This is a genomic window from Nocardioides daedukensis, from assembly GCF_013408415.1.
GTDB classification, from domain to species: domain Bacteria; phylum Actinomycetota; class Actinomycetes; order Propionibacteriales; family Nocardioidaceae; genus Nocardioides; species Nocardioides daedukensis.
This window is the reverse complement of the sequence record NZ_JACCAA010000001.1, coordinates 2,235,507-2,252,914: the sequence shown is the minus strand read 5'-3', so window position 1 is coordinate 2,252,914 and position 17,408 is coordinate 2,235,507. Positions and strand designations below refer to the sequence as shown.

Annotated in this window: 23 protein-coding genes; 14 read left to right on the top strand and 9 right to left on the bottom strand. The window is 70.0% G+C overall.

Features of this window, described 5'->3' with window-relative positions; all coding sequences use genetic code 11:
* The first annotated feature begins 72 nt into the window (after positions 1-72).
* Genes BJ980_RS11165 through BJ980_RS11155 form a run of 3 tightly spaced genes read left to right on the top strand, consistent with a single transcriptional unit; the run spans position 73 to position 2,195 of the window.
* Positions 73-666: a carboxymuconolactone decarboxylase family protein gene (locus BJ980_RS11165; RefSeq protein ID WP_179502357.1), complete on the top strand. Its 594-nt coding sequence runs from the start codon at positions 73-75 to the stop codon at positions 664-666.
* On the top strand, positions 663-1,538 hold the full coding sequence (locus tag BJ980_RS11160) for an RNA polymerase sigma-70 factor (RefSeq protein ID WP_179502356.1): 876 nt from the start codon (positions 663-665) through the stop codon (positions 1,536-1,538). The genes BJ980_RS11165 and BJ980_RS11160 overlap by 4 nt, the downstream gene beginning before the upstream one ends.
* Positions 1,539-1,577: 39 nt before the next feature.
* Positions 1,578-2,195, top strand: a complete 618-nt coding sequence (locus BJ980_RS11155; protein WP_179502355.1) for an FMN-binding negative transcriptional regulator — start codon at positions 1,578-1,580, stop codon at positions 2,193-2,195.
* On the opposite strand, the gene BJ980_RS11150 is transcribed toward BJ980_RS11155, so the two are convergent.
* A complete protein-coding gene (locus BJ980_RS11150; protein WP_179502354.1) occupies positions 2,192-3,070 on the bottom strand; it encodes a LysR substrate-binding domain-containing protein in 879 nt (292 codons plus the stop codon). The two genes, BJ980_RS11155 and BJ980_RS11150, sit on opposite strands and share 4 nt — an antisense overlap.
* 146 nt (positions 3,071-3,216) lie before the next feature.
* On the opposite strand from BJ980_RS11150, the gene BJ980_RS18710 reads away from it, so the two are divergent.
* The 3 genes from BJ980_RS18710 (at position 3,217) to BJ980_RS11135 (ending at position 5,025) form a co-directional block, all read left to right on the top strand.
* Complete coding sequence (locus tag BJ980_RS18710; RefSeq protein ID WP_218855481.1) at positions 3,217-3,519, top strand: nuclear transport factor 2 family protein; 303 nt, start codon at positions 3,217-3,219, stop codon at positions 3,517-3,519.
* Positions 3,520-3,916: 397 nt separating this feature from the next.
* The gene (locus tag BJ980_RS11140; protein ID WP_179502353.1) at positions 3,917-4,210 is read left to right on the top strand and encodes an MFS transporter; all 294 of its coding nucleotides are present in this window, start codon (positions 3,917-3,919) and stop codon (positions 4,208-4,210) included.
* 32 nt (positions 4,211-4,242) lie between these two features.
* Positions 4,243-5,025 (top strand): crotonase/enoyl-CoA hydratase family protein, encoded by a 783-nt coding sequence (locus BJ980_RS11135; protein ID WP_179502352.1) that lies wholly within the window; start codon positions 4,243-4,245, stop codon positions 5,023-5,025.
* Here BJ980_RS11135 and BJ980_RS11130 read toward each other — a convergent pair.
* The 4 genes from BJ980_RS11130 to BJ980_RS19455 are packed head-to-tail and all read right to left on the bottom strand — an operon-like array spanning position 4,997 to position 7,716.
* A complete protein-coding gene (locus tag BJ980_RS11130) occupies positions 4,997-5,407 on the bottom strand; it encodes an arsenate reductase ArsC (RefSeq protein WP_179502351.1) in 411 nt (136 codons plus the stop codon). The two genes, BJ980_RS11135 and BJ980_RS11130, sit on opposite strands and share 29 nt — an antisense overlap.
* The gene (gene arsB, locus BJ980_RS11125; protein ID WP_179502350.1) at positions 5,404-6,480 is read right to left on the bottom strand and encodes an ACR3 family arsenite efflux transporter; all 1,077 of its coding nucleotides are present in this window, start codon (positions 6,478-6,480) and stop codon (positions 5,404-5,406) included. Before arsB ends, BJ980_RS11130 begins: the two co-directional genes overlap by 4 nt.
* Positions 6,477-6,821, bottom strand: a complete 345-nt coding sequence (locus BJ980_RS11120) for an ArsR/SmtB family transcription factor (protein ID WP_179502349.1) — start codon at positions 6,819-6,821, stop codon at positions 6,477-6,479. The genes arsB and BJ980_RS11120 overlap by 4 nt, the downstream gene beginning before the upstream one ends.
* Before the next feature lie 43 nt (positions 6,822-6,864).
* Positions 6,865-7,716, bottom strand: a complete 852-nt coding sequence (locus BJ980_RS19455) for a metalloregulator ArsR/SmtB family transcription factor (protein WP_179502348.1) — start codon at positions 7,714-7,716, stop codon at positions 6,865-6,867.
* Positions 7,717-7,813: 97 nt separating this feature from the next.
* Here BJ980_RS19455 and BJ980_RS11110 point away from each other — a divergent pair, with 97 nt between their 5' ends.
* Positions 7,814-9,184 carry an FAD-dependent oxidoreductase gene (locus BJ980_RS11110; RefSeq protein WP_179502347.1) on the top strand — a complete coding sequence of 457 codons (1,371 nt, stop codon included), beginning with the start codon at positions 7,814-7,816 and terminating at the stop codon, positions 9,182-9,184.
* Between the two features lie 23 nt (positions 9,185-9,207).
* Here the strand turns inward: BJ980_RS11110 and BJ980_RS11105 are convergent, their stop codons facing one another.
* Positions 9,208-9,642: an SRPBCC family protein gene (locus BJ980_RS11105; protein ID WP_179502346.1), complete on the bottom strand. Its 435-nt coding sequence runs from the start codon at positions 9,640-9,642 to the stop codon at positions 9,208-9,210.
* 133 nt (positions 9,643-9,775) lie between these two features.
* Between BJ980_RS11105 and BJ980_RS11100 the strand changes: the two genes are divergently transcribed.
* From BJ980_RS11100 to BJ980_RS11090, 3 genes are read left to right on the top strand one after another with little or no spacing between them, the layout of a single operon-like run.
* On the top strand, positions 9,776-10,222 hold the full coding sequence (locus BJ980_RS11100) for an SRPBCC family protein (protein WP_246280254.1): 447 nt from the start codon (positions 9,776-9,778) through the stop codon (positions 10,220-10,222).
* Positions 10,219-11,175, top strand: coding sequence for an SDR family NAD(P)-dependent oxidoreductase (locus BJ980_RS11095; protein ID WP_179502344.1), 957 nt, complete (start codon positions 10,219-10,221; stop codon positions 11,173-11,175). Before BJ980_RS11100 ends, BJ980_RS11095 begins: the two co-directional genes overlap by 4 nt.
* 27 nt (positions 11,176-11,202) lie before the next feature.
* Positions 11,203-11,619: a hypothetical protein gene (locus BJ980_RS11090; RefSeq protein WP_179502343.1), complete on the top strand. Its 417-nt coding sequence runs from the start codon at positions 11,203-11,205 to the stop codon at positions 11,617-11,619.
* 4 nt (positions 11,620-11,623) lie between these two features.
* Here the strand turns inward: BJ980_RS11090 and BJ980_RS11085 are convergent, their stop codons facing one another.
* Entirely contained in the window at positions 11,624-12,706 is a 1,083-nt protein-coding gene (locus BJ980_RS11085) for an LLM class flavin-dependent oxidoreductase (protein WP_246279959.1), read from the bottom strand.
* Between BJ980_RS11085 and BJ980_RS11080 the strand changes: the two genes are divergently transcribed.
* The gene (locus BJ980_RS11080; protein WP_179502342.1) at positions 12,705-13,340 is read left to right on the top strand and encodes a hypothetical protein; all 636 of its coding nucleotides are present in this window, start codon (positions 12,705-12,707) and stop codon (positions 13,338-13,340) included. The genes BJ980_RS11085 and BJ980_RS11080 overlap by 2 nt on opposite strands.
* On the opposite strand, the gene BJ980_RS11075 is transcribed toward BJ980_RS11080, so the two are convergent.
* Positions 13,327-13,899 carry a class I SAM-dependent methyltransferase gene (locus BJ980_RS11075; RefSeq protein ID WP_179502341.1) on the bottom strand — a complete coding sequence of 191 codons (573 nt, stop codon included), beginning with the start codon at positions 13,897-13,899 and terminating at the stop codon, positions 13,327-13,329. The two genes, BJ980_RS11080 and BJ980_RS11075, sit on opposite strands and share 14 nt — an antisense overlap.
* A gap of 67 nt (positions 13,900-13,966) precedes the next feature.
* Between BJ980_RS11075 and BJ980_RS11070 the strand changes: the two genes are divergently transcribed.
* The 3 genes from BJ980_RS11070 to BJ980_RS11060 are packed head-to-tail and all read left to right on the top strand — an operon-like array spanning position 13,967 to position 16,677.
* Positions 13,967-15,250, top strand: coding sequence for an MFS transporter (locus tag BJ980_RS11070; protein WP_179503869.1), 1,284 nt, complete (start codon positions 13,967-13,969; stop codon positions 15,248-15,250).
* Between the two features lie 13 nt (positions 15,251-15,263).
* Entirely contained in the window at positions 15,264-16,094 is an 831-nt protein-coding gene (locus tag BJ980_RS11065; protein ID WP_179502340.1) for a dienelactone hydrolase family protein, read from the top strand.
* 10 nt (positions 16,095-16,104) lie between these two features.
* Positions 16,105-16,677, top strand: a complete 573-nt coding sequence (locus tag BJ980_RS11060; RefSeq protein WP_179502339.1) for a GNAT family N-acetyltransferase — start codon at positions 16,105-16,107, stop codon at positions 16,675-16,677.
* Between the two features lie 12 nt (positions 16,678-16,689).
* On the opposite strand, the gene BJ980_RS11055 is transcribed toward BJ980_RS11060, so the two are convergent.
* Complete coding sequence (locus BJ980_RS11055) at positions 16,690-17,397, bottom strand: alpha/beta fold hydrolase (RefSeq protein WP_179502338.1); 708 nt, start codon at positions 17,395-17,397, stop codon at positions 16,690-16,692.
* Between the last annotated feature and the right edge of the window lie 11 nt (positions 17,398-17,408).

The following is a 17,408-nucleotide window of genomic DNA, read 5'->3' as shown; positions in this document are numbered from 1 at the left end:
CACGGCTGTCACAGATCGCGGGCGGCCGGCGTCTCCATGTTCGTCAGACCAAACCGACGAACGGAGACAGAGATGACTGGCCAGACCCGGGTTCCGCGCAAGGAGCTCGACGGCGCACTCGGCGCGATCCTGAAGGTCGCGATGCGCAAGATGGTCGGGGGCGTGCCGCAGGGCGCCGAGGTGATGTGGAACCACCCCCGGATGTTCAAGGACTCGATGAGGATCGGCCGGTTCACCGAGAAGTGGGACCGCCTCGACCGCAACCTCGCGGCCTTCGCCGCAATGGCATCGGCCGCCGAGATCGGCTGCAACTTCTGCCTCGACTTCAACTACTTCGTGGCGCACAACAAGGGGCTGGACGAGGCCAAGGCTCGTGAGGTGCCGCGTTGGCGTGAGTCGACGGTGTTCACGCCCCTCGAGCGCCGGGTGATGGGTTATGCGGTGGCGATGTCCCAGACCCCACCGACCGTCACCGACGAGCAGTCCGCCGCCCTGTTGGAGGACCTGGGGGCGGACGGGCTGGTGGAGTTGACCGCGCGGGTCGCCTTCATGAACTTCAGCGCCCGCACCAACGTGTCCCTGGGCATCCCGTCGGAGGAGTACGCCGAATCCTGCGGCCTGGCCCCGCTCGCGACCTCGGGTGACGGCGTACCGTCGGGCGCATGAGCGGAGACCCGTTCCTCACCCATCGCCGGCTGCTGTTCACCGTCGCTTACGAGATGCTCGGCTCGGCCGCCGACGCCGAGGACGTGGTCCAGGAGACCTGGCTGAAGTGGCGCGGGGTCGACCAGGCCGAGGTGCGGGACCCGCGCGCCTACCTGGTCCGGATCGTCACCCGTGCGGCGCTGGACCAGGTGCGCGCGACCTCGCGGCGCCGGGAGGAGTACGTCGGTCCGTGGCTGCCCGAGCCGATCCTGACCAGCCCGGACGTCGCGGACGACGTGGCGCTCGCCGACAGCCTCTCCACGGCGATGCTGCTGGTGCTCGAGACGCTCACCCCGACCCAGCGCGCGGTCTTCGTGCTCCATGAGGTGTTCGGGTTCGACTACGAGGAGCTGGCCGAGGCGGTCGGGAAGACCCCCGCCGCCGTACGCCAGATCGCCCATCGGGCCCGGGAGCACCTCGCGTCGCGCAAGCCTCGCGGCGAGGTGTCGGCCGAGAGCACCCGGCACGCCCTGAACGCCTTCCAGCATGCGCTCGCCACGGGAGAGATCCAGCCACTGGCCGACCTGCTCGCTCCCGACGTGGTGATGCTCGGTGACGGCGGAGGCGTGAAGCAGGCGCTGCCGCGGCCGATCCACGGGGCTGCGAAGGTGGCCAAGTTGTTGGAGGTCGGCTTCAGCACGCCGTGGGCGACGCTGATGAGTCTCGAGCAGATCCAGGCCAACGGTTGGCCGGCGCTCCTGGTGCGACTCGACGGCGAGCTGGACAGCGTGGTGACAATGCGGGTCGAGGACGGCCTGGTCACCGGCATCTACACCGTCCGCAACCCCGAGAAGCTCACCCGATTCCTCGAGGAGGCAGGGGTCAGCCGTTGACCCGAGCACCAACGCCGATCACGCGGATAGGTTGGCTGCATGTGGATGCAACCGTTCAACGTGATGGACGAGGCCGAGGTCAGGGGGTTCGTCGAGGCCATCGGGGCCCTGGAGCTGGTCACTGTCGGCCAGGACGGCTTCCCGCTGGCAACCCGGTTGCCACTGATCTGGCGCGACAACCGGCTGATCCTGCACATGGCGATCGCCAACCCACACTGGCGTTCGATCACCGACGGATCACCGGCGCTGGGCGTGGTCACCGGCCCGGAGGCCTACATCACGCCGAGCTGGTATGCCGGCAAGCGCGACGGCGGCCTGGTGGTCCCGACCTGGAACTACTCCGCGGTGCAGTTCCGTGGCCGGGTCACGGTCCATCGTGACGCCGCCTGGCTGCTCGACGCGGTCAGTGTGCTGACTGACGTGCAGGAGTCACTGAGGGCGGAACCGTGGGCGGTCAGCGATGCGCCCGAGTCCTTCATCGCCCAACAGCTGAAGGCAATCGTCGGCATCGAGCTCGCCATCGAGGAGATCTCCGCGAAGGCCAAGCGCAGCCAGAACCGCAGCGACGAGGACCGGCGTACCGTCATCGCCGGCCTGCGCGAGGGTGGCGCTCGCGAGCAGGCGGTCGCCGCCGCGATGGAGTCGGATCTCGCCTAGTCGAGCTCGCGCAACATCTCGAGTGCGTGCGCGACCACCGGGCTGGTCTCGTCCGACCTGGTCACCGCAACCAGGTCGACGTACGGCGCATCGACGATCGGCACGTAGGCGATGCCCGGGGCGCCGTAGGTCGAGGTCGGCTCGGGGATCACCGCGATGCCCAGCCCGGCCGCGACGAAGGTCATGATCGTCGAGGTCTCGGCGACCTCGTGGGCCACCTGCGCGGTGAAGCCTGCGTCGTGGCACATCTGCTGCACGATCCCGCTCATCACCGAGCGGCCCCCGCCGGCGTGGACCACGAGCTCCTGCTCACGCAGGTCGGTGACCTGCAGCTCGGCCCGCTCGGCCAGCGGGTGGTCGCGGGGGATCGCCGCACACAGCGGCTCGCTGCGGATCGGGTGGATGTCGAGACCTGCCGTGTCCGGTGGCAGCCGCATCAGGCCGAGATCGAGCCGGTCCTGGCGCAGCGCCCGCACCTGGTCGGGGGAGAGCATCTCGCCGCGGAAGCCGAACTCGACGTCGGGCAGGTCGGCTCGCATCCGGCGGGCCAGCTGGGGCAGCAGGGTGTAGGTCGCCGAGCCGACACAGCCGACGATCATCCGGCCGACCTGGCCCGACGCCACCCGACCGGCGTGCTCGCCGGCCGCGGAGATCGCAGCCAGGATCTCGCGAACCTTCTCCAGGTACGACGCGCCCGCGGGCGTCAGCTCCACCCTGCGCGTGGTGCGGGTGAGGAGCGGAAAGCCGAGCTCGTCCTCGAGCTGCTTGATCTGTTGCGACAGGGGCGGCTGGGCCATGTGCAACCGCTCGGCAGCCCGACTGAAGTTGAGCTCCTCGGCGACGGCCACGAAGTAGCGCAGGTGACGCAGTTCCATCCACCTATATTCCCAGCCTCTAGGTGATGCAGCAAATAGATACTTCCGCTATGGCTCCCGTCACTCGTACCGTCGTAGACCAGACATGTGACCGCCCACACAAGCAGGGCGGACAGGACGTGACACGACCAGGTGAGGAGGCGACGATGGATCTTGAAGCCAGGGTTGCCCGGCTCGAAGATCTCCACGAGATCGGCCAGCTCCGCGCCCGCTACTGCCAGCTCCTCGACGACGGGCACTGGGACGAGCTCGCCGAGCTGTTCACCGAGGACGGCGCCTTCGTCGGCCTGTCCACCGCCCGCGGCCGCGACGAGCTGCGCACCTTCTTCCCCGCCCTCCAGGAAGGCTCCCTGGAGGCGTGGTGGCACTTCAGCAGCAACGAGACCATCGAGCTCGACGGCGACCCTGGCCACCGGGCAGACCTGGCTCGACCAGCCCTGCGTCGTTGACGGCGTCGCGCACATCGCCGCCGGCCGCTACGCGGACATCATCCGCCGCTGCGACGACGGCCGCTGGCGCTTCGTCGAGCGCAAGGTGAGCTTCTTCTTCTGGTCGCCCCTGGACAAGGGCTGGGCAAGCGGCCGATTCGACCACGAGGCGGCCCGCGCGGCCGCCGATCCGCGCACGCTCGAGCGTCGCATCACCCCCTGAACCCTTCCACCCCCATGGAGCAGAAATGACCGCCGTGACCGATGACCGCGCGCCCTCGGGCGCCACGCCCAACACCCCCGACCGCAAGACCTTGGTCCGGGTGGCCGGCGCCGTACTGATGGGCTCTGCCCTGGAGTGGTACGACTACTTCCTCTATGGCGCTGCGACCAGGCCGCCGACCAGCCGGTGTGGGCCATGGCCGCGCTCGCCATCGCCCAGGGTGGCTCGGTGGGCATCGCCTTCGGAGTCCAGGGAGTGCTCCTCGCCGAGCTCTTCAGCACCCAGTCCCGCTACAGCGGCGCGGCGATCAGCCGCGAGGTCGCAGCCGTCGTCTTCGGTGGCTTCGGGCCGTTCATCGCGGTGGCGCTGTCCAAGGCCGCCGGCGGCGCATGGTGGCCGGTCGCGCTCTATGTGATGGGTCTCGGCCTGATCACGATCATCGCGGGCTGGAAGGCTCCCGAGACCGCGGACAAGGCCCTCTCCTCCTGATCTGACCGGCTGGGTCTGGCAGGCTTGGGCCCATGACGCAGAGCGAGCAGCGAGTCACGATCGAGGTTGCCGACGGCATCGCCGACGTGGTCCTCAACCGGCCGGACAAGATGAACGCCCTCGACGGGGCGATGATCGACCAGATCAACGCCGCGATCGAGGAGATCGCTGGGCGGGACGACGTACGCGTGGTGGTGCTCTCGGGCGCCGGGCGAGCGTTCTGCGCCGGCATCGACCTGGCCTACCTCGGTGACCCGAACAACCTCGGCGACCTGAGCGAGCGCACCCACGGCGAGGCGAACCGGTTCCAGCAGGTGGCCTGGGGCTGGCGCACGCTCGAGGTGCCCGTGGTGGCAGCCCTGCACGGCGTTGTCTTCGGCGGCGGTCTGCAGATCGCGCTCGGGGCGGACATCCGGATCGCGCATCCGTCGGCGAAGCTGGCCGTGATGGAGGCGAAGTGGGGCCTGGTGCCGGACATGGCCGGCTATCCGCTGCTGCGCGAGAACCTGCGCGGCGACGTGGCTCGCGAGCTGGTCTACACCGGGCGACAGGTCGACGGATCCGAGGCTGCACAGATCGGCCTGGTCACCCGGACCCATGAGGATCCGCGTGCCGAGGCGATGCGAGTCGCCAAGGAGATCAGCGAGAGCAGTGCAGCCGCACTCGCCGCCGCCAAGCGGATCTTCGCGCTCTCGAGCGAACAGCTGGCGCCGGCCGGCGAAGTGCTGCTGGCCGAGTCGCGTGAGCAGCAGGTGCTGTTGAGCTCCGACGAGCCGCGCCGCAGGCTCAGCCAGGCGGCCCGACCAGCTCGCTGAGCAGCTGGCGGACCCGGGCATCGATCTCGTCGCGGATCTCGCGCACGGCATCTGGACCCTGGCCCGACGGGTCGCTCAGGGCCCAGTCCTCGTAGCGCTTGCCGGGGAAGATCGGGCAGGCGTCCCCGCAGCCCATGGTGATCACGACGTCGGAGGCCTCGACGTCGGCAGTGAGCAACTTCTTGGGGAGCTCGCGGGAGATGTCGATCCCCAGCTCGGCCATCACCTCGACGACTGCCGGGTTCACGGAGTCCGCGGGTGCAGACCCGGCCGAGCGCACCTGGACGCGACCGGCCCCGTGGTGGTCGAGGAGCGCGGCGGCCATCTGCGAGCGGCCCTGGTTGTGGACGCAGACGAAGAGCACTTCGGGCGTGGCGTTCATGCGGAGGTCCTCCGGGGTACGTCGTGCGCGGACGGTGAGTGGTCGCTCGGGTAGCAGCGGCGTCTCGCCCAGAGCGCGACGTAGACCAGCCCGACCAGCACCGGGACCTCGATCAGAGGGCCGACGACGCCGGCGAGTGCCTCGCCGGAGGTGACGCCGAAGACGCCGATGGCGACGGCGATGGCGAGCTCGAAGTTGTTGCCGGCGGCGGTGAACGCCAGTGCCGTGGTGCGTTCATAGCTCATCCCCAGCCGGTAGCCCATCAGGAAGGACCCGGCCCACATCAGCGTGAAGTAGGCGAGCAGTGGCAGGGCGATCCGGGCGACGTCGAGGGGGTTGCCGGTGATGGTGTCGCCCTGGAGGGCGAACAGGATGACGATGGTGAACAGCAGGCCATAGAGGGCCAACGGTCCGATCTTGGGCAGGAACCTGGCCTCGTACCACTCGCGGCCCTTCGCGCGCTCAGCCAGCGTGCGGGTCAGGAACCCGGCAGCCAGCGGGATGCCGAGGAAGACCAGCACGGACTTGGCGATGCTCCAGACCGAGACGTCGAGGCCGGTCTGGTCCAGGCCGAGCCAGCCGGGGAGCAGCTCGAGGTAGAAGTAGCCGAGCCCGGCGAAGGCGAGGATCTGGAAGACCGCGTTGAGCGCGACCAAGATCGCCGCGGCCTCGCCGTCCCCGCAGGCGAGGTCGTTCCAGATGAGCACCATCGCGATGCAGCGGGCCAGGCCGACGATGATCAGGCCGGTGCGATATTCGGGCAGGTCGGGAAGGAGTAGCCAGGCCAGCGCGAACATCAACGCCGGGCCGAGGACCCAGTTCAGCACAATCGAGGAGACCAGGAGCCTGCGGTCGCCGGTGACGTGGCCGAGCTCGTCGTAGCGGACCTTGGCCAGGACCGGGTACATCATCAGCAGCAGGCCGATGGCGATCGGGAGGGAGACGGACCCGACCTCGATCTCCGAGAGAGCCTCGTCCAGACCGGTGACGGATCGGCCCAGGACCAGTCCGAGTGCCATTGCAGCCATGATCCAGACGGGCAGGAGCCGGTCGAGCAGTCCGAGCCGCTTCATCGCAGTGCCATCTCGGTGGTGAAGAGGGCTGCGATCGACTCGATCGCCGCGGGCCGGGCCCGGTAGTAGACCCAGACCCCGCGCTTCTCGCGATCCAGCAGACCGGACTCGTGCAGCACCTTGAGGTGGTGGCTGATCGTCGGCTGGGACAGGTCGAAGGCCGGCAGCAGGTCGCACGCGCAGGCCTCGGCGTTCTCGTGGGAGAGGACCATCGACATCAGCCGCAGCCGGACCGGGTCCGCGAGGGCGCGGAGCACGGGCACCACCTGGTCGGCCTGTTCTGCGGTCATTGGCTCGCGCGCCAGCTGGGTGCAGCACTCCGGGGAGGCAGATATCGACATGCGTCAATACTTACATCGGTCTATGTCTTGCGCCGAATCGGGGTCAGTCGTCCTCGCGGCGACGCTCGAGCAGGACCGTGTCCCGCCAGACCCCGTCGAGCTGGGCGATCCGGGATCGCACCGCGAGGGTCCGGTAACCGGCCGAGTGGTGGAGGGCGATCGAGGCCCGGTTCTCCGGAAAGACCGAGGCCTGCAGGGTCCACAGGCCTCCCGCATCCGCCTCGTTCACCTGCCGCCACAGCAGGCTCTTGCCCACTCCTCGACCGCGTGCTCCTTCGGTGACATGGACCGTGGTCTCACCAACCCCGGCATAGCACTCCCGCGCGGAGACAGGGCTGATCGCGGTCCAACCGAGGATGGTCCGGCTGCCGTCGAGGTCGCCCTCGGCGACCCAGCGGTGCCCGGACAGCCATCGGCTCGCCAGCGTCTCGAGATCGGGGACCCGGGTCTCGAAGGTGGCGTTGCGGGTGGCGAGGCTCTCGGCATAGATGTCACGCACCGCGGGGAGATCGGCATCGGTCATGGCGCGGGTGGTGACGTCTGCGGGGAGGTCTTCGGGACAGCACGGCGGGGACGACAGGGTGCCCATCACCACGTCGGCGGCGTGGGGCAGCCCGGTGCAGCACGCCGGGTTGACCGAGACGATCGAGGAGGTGCCGACCTTGTCGACGGCCACGAACCCGACCTCGGCGAGCTTGCGGACATGGTGCGAGCAGGTGGACTGGCTGATCCCGAGCGCCGCCGCCAGGTCGCCCACGCTGAGGGCGCCGGTGGCCGAGGACGAGACCGTGTGCAGGAGCCGGACCCTGGTGGCGTCGGCGAGGGTGGCGAACCACTCGGCATAGGTCTCCGCCGAGGCGTTGCTGAGGCCGGCGCGTTCTGTCGTTGTCTCCACGCGACCACCCTACATCGATCGTCATCGATGGTTGCGTTCATCGAAGTTCGTCGATAGAGTCCCTTCATCGACCATTATCGATGAAAAGGAAGACCTGATGAGCCTCATTCCCTCGACCAACACTCCTGTCGTCGTCATCGGCGCGGGACCGATCGGACTGGCCGCAGCCGCACACGCCCAGGCGCGAGGCCTGCCGACCGTCGTCCTGGAGGCGGGTGAATCCGCCGGCGCCGCGGTCCGCGAATGGGGCCATGTCCGACTCTTCTCGCCCTGGTCCGAGCTGATCGACCCCGCCGCGGGTGAGCTCCTCGCAGCCAAGGGATGGGTCGCTCCCGAGTCAAGCGCCTACCCGACGGGCCACGACTGGGTCGAGCGCTACCTCGTCCCGCTCGCGGCGGCACTCGCCGCCACCGAGGAGGTCGACATCCGCTTCGGGCACAGGGTCGTCGGTGTCGCCCGGCACGGCCGTGACCGGATGGTCGACGCGGAGCGCGACAGCACTCCCTTCACCGTCCACGTCGAGACGGACCGGGTGCAGGTCCGGATGCCCGCCGCGGCACTCATCGATGCATCCGGCACCTGGAGCGGCCCCAGCCCACTGGGCGGTGACGGACTGCCGGCGATCGGCGAGCACGCCCACGCCCAGCGGATCCGCTACGGCATCCCGGACTTCACCGACCCGAGCACCCTGGCTCGCTATGCCGGCAGGCACGTGGCGGTTGCCGGCACCGGCGCCTCGGCGCAGAACACCCTCGTCGGACTCGCAGCGCTGGCTGCGGAGCACCCCGAGACCCGGGTCTCATGGCTGGTACGCCGCTCGGGCACCGGGGACGCATTCGGCGGCGGCGACAACGATCAGCTCGAGGCGCGGGGCACGCTGGGCCAGCGCGCCCACGATGCCGTCGAGTCCGGGCCCGTCGAGGTCGTCACCTCGTTCCGCACCGCAGAGGTTTCCCCGGAACGCGAGGGCGAGGGCCCGCTGGTCCTCACCAGCACCGACGGTGCCGTGCTGAACGGGGTCGACGAGGTCATCGTGGTCACCGGGTTCCGCCCCGACCTGTCCTTCCTGTCCGAAGTGCGCCTCGACCTCGACCCGGTCCTGTCCGCGCCCACCCAGCTCGCGCCGCTCATCGATCCCAACGTGCACTCCTGCGGAACGGTCTATCCGCACGGCGCTCGTGAGCTCGCCCAGCCCGAGTCGGGTCTCCACTTGGTCGGGATGAAGTCCTACGGACGAGCACCGTCATTCCTCGCCCTGACCGGTTTCGAGCAGACCCGCAGTGTGGTGGCGGCCATCGCTGGCGACCACGAGGCCGCCGAGCGGGTCGAGCTCACCCTTCCCGAGTCGGGTGTCTGCGGAGGCTCGGGCGTGTTCGATGCCCCGGCCGAAGTCGATGGGACCGCCGATGGGGGCGGCTGCTGTGGACCGGCTGAGCCCCTGACCCTCTCCCTCGCCGAGCCGTCGTGAATTGACGCTCTGCGGACCGAGGCTCAGCGCAGGCGTGCGGCGAGGTTGGCGAGCACTTCCTCGTGGATCGCCCGAAGACCCTTGGGTGCGAAGGTTCGCTCGAAGAAGCCACCGATGCCGCCTGCGCCCTGCCACGTCGTGACCACCAGGACCTTGCTGCCGCTGTCGCGGGGCAGCACCCGCCAGGTGGTCACCATCGAGGAGTTGCGGTCGGTCTCGGTGACCGAGTCGGAGGTGGTGGTGATGTCGGCGACCACGTGGCGTACCCGCTTCTCGGTTGCCTGCAGCCGCCAGGTGACCACGGTCCCGTCGCCCTGGCCGCCCTGCTCGACGGCGTAGTCGCTGTAGTGCGCGGAGAGGATCCCGGGGCGGGTCACCTCGTAGTCGGCGAGAGCCGCGACGACGTCGGCGGGCGGTGCGGCAACGGTTGCCTCGGCGGTTGCGGTGACCTGACCCATCAGACGGCTCCTCGTGTTCGGCGGTGACGCCCGGTCAGCCTAGTCGTCTCGGCCGGCTCGAGTTGGAGTGACCATGGATGATCGGAGGAAGGCCCGACCTTCCGATCAAGAGGAGCTGTTCTTCGTGAATCCGATGAGGCCGTCCGTCAGCCGCACGCTGTTCACCACGGCACCGCCGGAGCGCGTCTTCCGCTATCTGGCGGACTTCCGCAACGCGGAGGCGTGGGACCCCGGCACCAAGACCTGCGAGCTGATCGAGGGTGACGGCGGAGTCGGCAGCACCTATCGCAACGTCTCGGTCTTCATGGGCCGCGAGACCGAGGTCAGCTACACCACCGTCGAGCTCGAGCGGCCGACCCGGGTGCACATGGTCGGGCGCAACGAGCAGTTCGAGGGCCACGACGTGCTCGGCATCCGGGCCAGCGCCGACGGCTCCGAGGTGAGCTATCACGCGGAGTTCTCGTTCTCCGGAGGAGCGAAGGCGATCTCCCCGCTGGTGGCCGCCTATCTCCCCTTCCTCGCCCGCAAGACCATCCGGCAGCTGCGCGCCAGCCTCGACGCACTGGAGGCGGGACGATGACCATGCCTCTGCCCGCCCGGGCCCTGGACACCTTCCTCGACCGCACCATGGTCGGCGGCTACACCCGCTTCGGGTTCGACCTGCGTCGACGCCTGCCGGGCTGGCCGGCGGACCCCGCGCCCGGAGCGATCGCCGGTCGGCACGTGCTGGTCACCGGCGCCAGCTCGGGGCTCGGCATCGGCTGCGTGGAGGCGCTGGCCGAGCTCGGCGCGACCGTGCACATGGTGGTCCGCGACGAGGACAAGGGCAACCGGGTGCGCGAGCGGATCCTCGAGCGGACCCCGGACGCGGACCTGCACATCGAGCGCTGCGACCTGGCAGACCTTGACGACGTACGCCGCTTCGCCCGCGAGCTGTCGGTGTCCGAGGTGCACGCCGTGATCCACAACGCCGGCGTGATGCCCCCCGAGCGGACCGAGTCGCCGCAGGGCCACGAGCTGAGCATGGCCGTGCACGTCCTGAGCCCGGTGCTGATGACCGAGCTCCTGCACGAACGCCTGCGCGACGGCCGGGTGATCCTGGTCAGCAGCGGTGGGATGTATGCCCAGCGCCTGCCCGCGGCCGATCCCGAGTTCCGCGACGGGGACTATGCCCCCGCGACCGCCTATGCACGTTCCAAGCGGATGCAGGTCGAGATGCTCCCGTTGCTCGCCGACCGGTGGTCGCTGGACCGGATAACGACGGCTGCGATGCATCCGGGCTGGGCCGACACCCCCGGCGTACAGGAGTCACTGCCCGCCTTCCGCAAGCTCACCCGCGGCGCCCTGCGCGACGACGAGGAAGGCGCGGACACGAGCGTCTGGCTGGCGGCGACCGAGCAGGAGCTGCCCAACGGGCGGTTCTGGCACGACCGCCGCCCGCGACCCACGCACCTGGTTCCCGGCACCCGGGCCACCGCCGACGAGATCAGCCAGGCGTGGGGCTGGCTGCAGGGTGCGTTGGAACCGAACTGACGACCACCCCGTCACAGGGTCATGAAGATGACTCTCGCGGCCTGCCTCGTCCTGATTGCCGGGCTCGGGGCCTGCGCTGGCTCAGGGGACACCGGCACCGTCGGCACGCCCGCAGAGCCGGTCACGCTGACGATCGAGGCCACCAGCTGGAACGGTTGGGCGGAGAGCCCCTCACCGGCTGTGCCTGAGGTGACCACCGAGGAGGTGCACCTCGGCAGCGAGGTCACCATCGAGGCGATGGGGCCGGTGACCTTCGAGGTGACCGAGGTCGGCGACGGCGAGATCCGACTGCACAGCAGTCAGAGGCTCGCCCCCGCCACCCCCAGCGGGGGAACGAACCTCAACGACCTGGTCGACGAGTTCACCGTCACCGAGGGCACGGTGACCCGGCTGGCCACGCCGACGATGGACGCGGGCGTGGACCTGGAGCTCACCATCGAGTGAGGGCTCAGCGCCAGCCCAGCTCGGGAGCGACGTAGCGCACGATGTTCTCGATGATCTGGGTGTTGTAGTCGACACCCAGCTGGTTCGGCACCGCGATCAGGACGGTGTCGGCCGCGGCGATCGCCTCGTCCTCGGCCAGGTCCTTGACCAGCTGGTCGATCTCACCGGCATAGGTCTTGCCGAAACGGGCCCGGCCGCCCTCCAGGTTCCCGACCTGGTCCTGGCTGCGCGACTCGTCACCGAAGTAGGCCCGATCCATCGAGCTCACGATCGGGAAGATGCTGCGCGACACCGAGACCCGCGGCTCCCGCTGGTGACCGGCGGCCGTCCAGGCGTCGCGGAACATCTGGATCTGCTCGGCCTGGAGCTGGTGGAACGGCACACCCGTGTCCTCGGTGAGCAGCGTCGAGCTCATCAGGTTCATCCCCTGCTCCGCAGTCCACACCGCGGTGGCGCGGGAGCCCGCACCCCACCAGATCCGGTCGCGGAGGCCGGGGGAATGCGGCTCAAGACGCAACAGGCCAGGCGGGTTGGGGAACATCGGACGCGGGTTGGGCTGCGCGAAGCCCTTGCCCTCCAGCTGCTGCAGGAAGATCGCCGTGTGCTGGCGCGCCATCTCGGCGTGGTCGCCCTCCGGCGGCTCATAGCCGAAGTAGCGGAACCCGTCGATGACCTGCTCCGGTGATCCCCGGCTGATGCCGAGCTGCAGCCGGCCACCGGCGATCAGGTCGGCCGCACCCGCGTCCTCGGTCATGTAGAGCGGGTTCTCGTAGCGCATGTCGATCACGCCGGTGCCGATCTCGATCCGGCTGGTCTTCGCGCCGATCGCGGCGAGCAGCGGGAAGGGCGAGGCGAGCTGTTGCGCGAAGTGGTGCACCCGGAAGTAGGCACCGTCCGCCCCGACCTCCTCGGCAGCCACTGCGAGGTCGATCGACTGCAGCAGCGCGTCGGAGGCGGTCTGGACCTGCGACTGCGGGGCGGCGGACCAGTGGCCGAAGTTCAGGAAGCCGATGTTCTTCATGACAGCGACAACAACAGGGGTGGTCGGGAACTTCCCGTCACCTGCGTGCGCGAGAATGGTGCGCATGACAGACGACCTGGCCGAGCGGCTGGCGGCCTGGCTCGAGGACCTCGGTCTCGAGTCGCACCTGGCGGAGGCCGGCCTCCCGTCCTTCACCCGCGACGCCTCCGGGCTGGCGCAGTGGGTCGACCCGCACACCGGCGATCCGCTGACGGCCGAGCAGCTCGACCAGCTCGACACGGTCCTGCACAGCGACGGGAGCGAGCGCGAGTACGCCGTACCCCTGGCGCTGGTGCAGCTCGCCCGGCAGGCGCGGGTCCGCAAGACCCTGCTGGCCAGCCCCGTGCACAGCTATGGCTCGCTGGCCGAGCTGCGCGGGGAGTCGGTCAACGCCACCCGGTTCGCCGTGCACAAGGCCTCTGCGGCGCATGCCCTGCTCGTCGTACCGCACCACCGCGACCAGCTGATCCCGGCGTTCCAGCTCACCGCCGCCGGTGAGCCCCGGGTGGAGATGCTGCCGTTGCTGTTGCCGCTGCTCTCGGCGGGGATGGACCCGTGGCACGCCTGGGCATGGCTCACCCAGCCGGTCGCGCTGCTCGGCGGACTGGTGCCGCACGAGGCGGCGGCCGACCCGGACGAGGCCGCCCTGGCGGCTCACGCCGCGGTGCGCCTGGCCGAGCGAGTGGTCAGCTCCGGCTGATCAACAGGTAGCGCTCGTCGTCGATGACCTTGCCCCAATAGATCTCCTCGGAGAGCCGCTGCACGCTGACGTCCTGGCGCACGCTGCGCACGATCTCCTCGGCCTCGGCTGCACTGAGCCCTGCTCCGGTGCTCCAGTCGCCCTCGACCAGGACGACGATCCCACCGGGGCGCAGGAGCTTGACCCACTTGGCGAACGACGTCTTGGGGTCCGGCAGCGCCCAGAGCACGTGTCGACTCAGCACCACGTCATAGGTGCCTTCCTTGAGCGCCGGGGTGGAGGCATCGCCGGCCACGAACGTCGCCTCCGGGACCTTCACCCGCGCCCGGGCCAGCATCTCGGGGGAGAAGTCGAGACCGTCGACGCTGTAGCCCTCGTCGACCAGGAGCCTGGCCAGGGTCCCGGTGCCGCAGCCCAGGTCGGCGATGTGTGCAGGCGGCGAGGGGAGCACGCCGGCCAGGAGCTGGCGCCACGCCTCCCGGATGGTCGGGTCGGTGAGGCCGTGGTCGGGTTCCTCGTCATAGGTCGCGGCTTCGCTGTCCCACTGTTCCCTGCTCATTGAGCCAGCCTAGCCACCGTGCTGGTCACCGTGAGGAGGCACAGAGCATGATGCAGCCGTGACTTCGATGTACTCACGCCTGGTCCGCACCGAGAGCGACCAAGCACCAGACCTTGCCGAGGACGCCGTCGGGCACGTGGAGCGCAACGGCCTGCGCCAAATGGGTGGCCAGGCGATGCAGGGCATCGGCGACCAGGTGGTCAACGCCAAGACGGTCCTGCCGTGGTTGCTCGGCGCGGTGGGTGCGCCGGGCGGGATGCTCGCGCTGCTCGTGCCGATCCGCGAGTCCGGCTCGATGCTTCCCCAGGCCCCGCTCACCTCGTGGGTACGTCGACTCCGCGCCCGCAAGTGGGCCTGGGTCGCCGGGGCCGGTGCCCAGGCAGTGGCGACCGCGTCGATGGCGCTGGCCGCCCTCGCCTGGCAGGGATGGGTTGCCGGCATCGCCATCCTGGTCGCGTTGGCCGTCTTCGCACTGGGGCGCGCGCTCTGCTCGCTGGCCAGCAAGGACGTGCTCGGCAGGACCATCCCCAAGGGTCAGCGCGGTCAGATCAACGGGGTGGTCACGGTGCTCTCCGGCGCGGTGGCACTCACCCTCGGCCTGGCGCTGGAGGTGTGGGGCGGAGACGTGGACGCGGGCCTGCTCGCCCTGCTGCTCTTCGCCGCGGCGGCGACCTGGGTGATCGGGCTGGCCATCTATGTCGGCATCCGGGAGCCGGAGACCGAGCCCGACGACCCGGCCGAGGGGCCGGGCTGGGCCGCGCAGGCCTGGCACCTGCTCCGCGACGACGCGACGTTGCGCCGCTTCGTCCTGGTCCGCTCACTCCTGCTCGTCTCCGCCCTCAGCCCGCCGTTCGTGGTCGCCATCGGCGCGTCCAGCAACGGTGGAGCGCTCTCGGGTCTCGGGTTGTTCGTGATGGCCCAAGGAGTGGCGAACCTGGTCGGTGGCCGGCTCTTCGGCCGGTTGGCGGACCGTTCCTCGCGCCAGCTGATGGTGTGGTGTGCGGTGGGGGCATCGGCAGTGATCGGCGGCTACCTGCTGGCGTTGACCTCCGCGACGCTGCGCGAGTCGGCCTGGCTGCACCCCACGACGTACCTCCTGCTGGCGATCGTCCACCTGGGCACGCGACTGGCCCGCAAGACCTATGTCGTGGACATGGCCGAGGGCGACCAGCGCACCGAATATGTCGCGGTCGCCAACACCGCGATGGGCGTGCTGCTGCTGGCCGCCGGCGCCGTGACCGGGGTGCTGTCGATCTGGGGCAACGTCCCGGCGTTGGTCCTGCTGGCCGTGCTCGGCTTGATCGGGGCGGCCCTGGGCCGTTCGCTCCCCGAGGTCAGCGCCCGCGGCTGACTAGAGTCGGCGCATGACAGATGACGCGCTCGCGGACTTCGAGCTGGAGACGTTCTCCTCGCAGGGCAAGGAGCACCAGGTCTATCGATCCGGTGTCGGGCCGGCGGTGATCGTGCTGGCCGAGTTCCCGGGGATCACGCCGAAGGTGGCCCAGTTCGCCCGGACCGTGCGTGACGAAGGCTTCACCGTCGTGCTGCCGCACCTGTTCGGGGCCCCCGGCCGGGACCCGGACCCGTCGGCGCACGGGCGGGCCGGCACCGCGGCCACCATGGCCCGGTCGCTGGGCAGGGTCTGCGTGAGCAGGGAGTTCAGCCTCTTCGCCACCGGCAAGACCTCGCCGGTGATCCCGTGGCTGCGCGACCTTGCCGCCCACGAGCACGAGCGCTGCGGTGGGCCGGGGGTCGGTGCGATCGGGATGTGCCTGACCGGCGGCTTCGCGCTCGCGATGGCCACCGACGCGCGTGTGCTGGCGCCGGTGCTCTCCCAGCCCTCGCTCCCGCTGGCCGCCCTTCCGGGTCGCAAGGCCGGTACCGACATCTCGGAGGCGGACCTGGCCGTGGTCAGGCAGCGATGCGTCGCCGGTGAGCTGAAGGTGCTGGGGCTTCGTTTCCGCAGCGACAAGCTGGTCCCCGACGAGCGGTTCGGGTGGTTGCGCGAGCAGCTGGGCGATGCGTTCGTGGCGGTCGAGCTCGACGACGAGGACGCCAACCCCGATGCCCTGATCGCGCCGCACTCGGTGGTCACCGAGCACCTCATCGACGAGCCGGGCTCGCGCACCCGCCAGGCGTTGGACGACGTGCTCGAGCTGTTCCGGAGCAGGCTGCTCGTCGGTGCCGACGACTAGCCTCACTGACATGACGATCGAGATCGTGCCCGGCCATGACTTCGATGAGGTGGCCACACTGCTCGGGCCGAAGAACCCGGACTCCTCGGTCTGCTTCTGCCTGAGCCACCGCATCCCGGCGAAGCTGAACACGTCCCTCAAGGGCCCCGAGCGCGCCGACTACGTCCGCGGGCTGTGCTCCCGCGCGGTCGCACCCGGCGTGGTTGCCCGCCGTGACGGGGAGCCGGTCGGTTGGGCTGCCGTCGCGCCACGCTCGGAGCTACCGTTCGCCCGATCGACGAAGATCCCGCACGTCGACGACCTGCCGGTGTGGTCGATCTGGTGCATCCGGGTGCGCGCCGGGTTCCGCAAGCAGGGGATCGCGCGGACGCTGATCCCCGGTGCCGTTGCCTATGCGGCCTCGCAGGGAGCGCCGGCCGTGGAGGGCTATCCCGTGGACAACGACGGCGCGAAGGTGGACCTGACGATGGCGTACGTCGGCACCCGCGCGCTGTTCGAGGCCGCCGGCTTCACCTGGGCCGCGGCGACGGATGCGGTCTCCGGGGGCTTTCCCCGCGTGGTGATGCGCCGGGACCTGCGCTGACGCTCGAGCGGGTCAGTGGGCAGCCGACAGGATGACGCCGGCCAGCGCCTCGGGCTGGGTGACCTGGGGCCAGTGCCCGCAGGTCTCGCCGGTGCCGGGGAGGTCGACGTACGTCGTGTGCCGGTTCGCCGTGATCTCGGGGAGGTCCCCGCTGTCGACCCATTCCTGCAGTTGCGCCGCGGAGTACTCCGGGCAGACCAAGGTCGCCGGGACCTCGTGCCGGGCGGCATCGCCGAGATGCACCGGATCGGTCAGCACCCTGGTGGGGGCAGGGATCGCGGCCGCATAGAACGCCTCCAGCCGGTCCGGGTCGAAGTCAACGATGTTGGCCTCCTCGCCCATCTCGACCCAGTCCGGCATCGGCACCTCGTCACCGCCACCGGCCAGGCCGGCCAGGAGGGACTCGCCCTCGGCGGCGGGGAACCCGCCGACGTGGAGGATGCGCGCGACCTTGCCAACTCGCGCGTCGAGAGCGGCATGGGCGATGCCGCAGCCGATCGAGTGACCGACCAGGAGCACCGGCTCGTCGGCTGCATCGAGCGCTGCGACGACGCTGGCGACGTGGTCGGCCAGGGTGATCGAGGCCCGGTCGGCGTCCTTCGACTCCATGCCGGGCAGGGTCAACGCCACCGGATGGTGCCCGGCGGCCTCGAGCAGCGGGACGACGTCGTTCCACGTGGAACCGTTGAGCCAGAGTCCGGGAACCAGGATGATCTGCATGTGAGGGAGCC

Excerpts from the sequence above, each read along its gene's own strand:
- BJ980_RS11055 (WP_179502338.1), bottom strand. The coding sequence starts at position 17,397 with ATGCAGATCATCCTGGTTCCCGGACTCTGGCTCAACGGTTCCACGTGG.
- BJ980_RS11140 (WP_179502353.1), top strand. The coding sequence starts at position 3,917 with ATGGCCGCGCTCGCCATCGCCCAGGGTGGCTCGGTGGGCATCGCCTTC.
- BJ980_RS11080 (WP_179502342.1), top strand. The coding sequence starts at position 12,705 with ATGACAGACGACCTGGCCGAGCGGCTGGCGGCCTGGCTCGAGGACCTC.
- BJ980_RS11060 (WP_179502339.1), top strand. The coding sequence starts at position 16,105 with ATGACGATCGAGATCGTGCCCGGCCATGACTTCGATGAGGTGGCCACA.
- BJ980_RS18710 (WP_218855481.1), top strand. The coding sequence starts at position 3,217 with ATGGATCTTGAAGCCAGGGTTGCCCGGCTCGAAGATCTCCACGAGATC.
- BJ980_RS11130 (WP_179502351.1), bottom strand. The coding sequence starts at position 5,407 with ATGAACGCCACGCCCGAAGTGCTCTTCGTCTGCGTCCACAACCAGGGC.
- BJ980_RS11155 (WP_179502355.1), top strand. The coding sequence starts at position 1,578 with ATGTGGATGCAACCGTTCAACGTGATGGACGAGGCCGAGGTCAGGGGG.
- BJ980_RS11085 (WP_246279959.1), bottom strand. The coding sequence starts at position 12,706 with ATGCGCACCATTCTCGCGCACGCAGGTGACGGGAAGTTCCCGACCACC.
- BJ980_RS11065 (WP_179502340.1), top strand. The coding sequence starts at position 15,264 with ATGACAGATGACGCGCTCGCGGACTTCGAGCTGGAGACGTTCTCCTCG.
- BJ980_RS11075 (WP_179502341.1), bottom strand. The coding sequence starts at position 13,899 with ATGAGCAGGGAACAGTGGGACAGCGAAGCCGCGACCTATGACGAGGAA.
- BJ980_RS11070 (WP_179503869.1), top strand. The coding sequence starts at position 13,967 with ATGTACTCACGCCTGGTCCGCACCGAGAGCGACCAAGCACCAGACCTT.
- BJ980_RS11150 (WP_179502354.1), bottom strand. The coding sequence starts at position 3,070 with ATGGAACTGCGTCACCTGCGCTACTTCGTGGCCGTCGCCGAGGAGCTC.
- BJ980_RS11090 (WP_179502343.1), top strand. The coding sequence starts at position 11,203 with ATGACTCTCGCGGCCTGCCTCGTCCTGATTGCCGGGCTCGGGGCCTGC.
- BJ980_RS11120 (WP_179502349.1), bottom strand. The coding sequence starts at position 6,821 with ATGTCGATATCTGCCTCCCCGGAGTGCTGCACCCAGCTGGCGCGCGAG.
- BJ980_RS11100 (WP_246280254.1), top strand. The coding sequence starts at position 9,776 with ATGAGGCCGTCCGTCAGCCGCACGCTGTTCACCACGGCACCGCCGGAG.
- BJ980_RS11165 (WP_179502357.1), top strand. The coding sequence starts at position 73 with ATGACTGGCCAGACCCGGGTTCCGCGCAAGGAGCTCGACGGCGCACTC.
- BJ980_RS11110 (WP_179502347.1), top strand. The coding sequence starts at position 7,814 with ATGAGCCTCATTCCCTCGACCAACACTCCTGTCGTCGTCATCGGCGCG.
- BJ980_RS11160 (WP_179502356.1), top strand. The coding sequence starts at position 663 with ATGAGCGGAGACCCGTTCCTCACCCATCGCCGGCTGCTGTTCACCGTC.
- BJ980_RS11105 (WP_179502346.1), bottom strand. The coding sequence starts at position 9,642 with ATGGGTCAGGTCACCGCAACCGCCGAGGCAACCGTTGCCGCACCGCCC.
- BJ980_RS11135 (WP_179502352.1), top strand. The coding sequence starts at position 4,243 with ATGACGCAGAGCGAGCAGCGAGTCACGATCGAGGTTGCCGACGGCATC.
- BJ980_RS11095 (WP_179502344.1), top strand. The coding sequence starts at position 10,219 with ATGACCATGCCTCTGCCCGCCCGGGCCCTGGACACCTTCCTCGACCGC.
- arsB (WP_179502350.1), bottom strand. The coding sequence starts at position 6,480 with ATGAAGCGGCTCGGACTGCTCGACCGGCTCCTGCCCGTCTGGATCATG.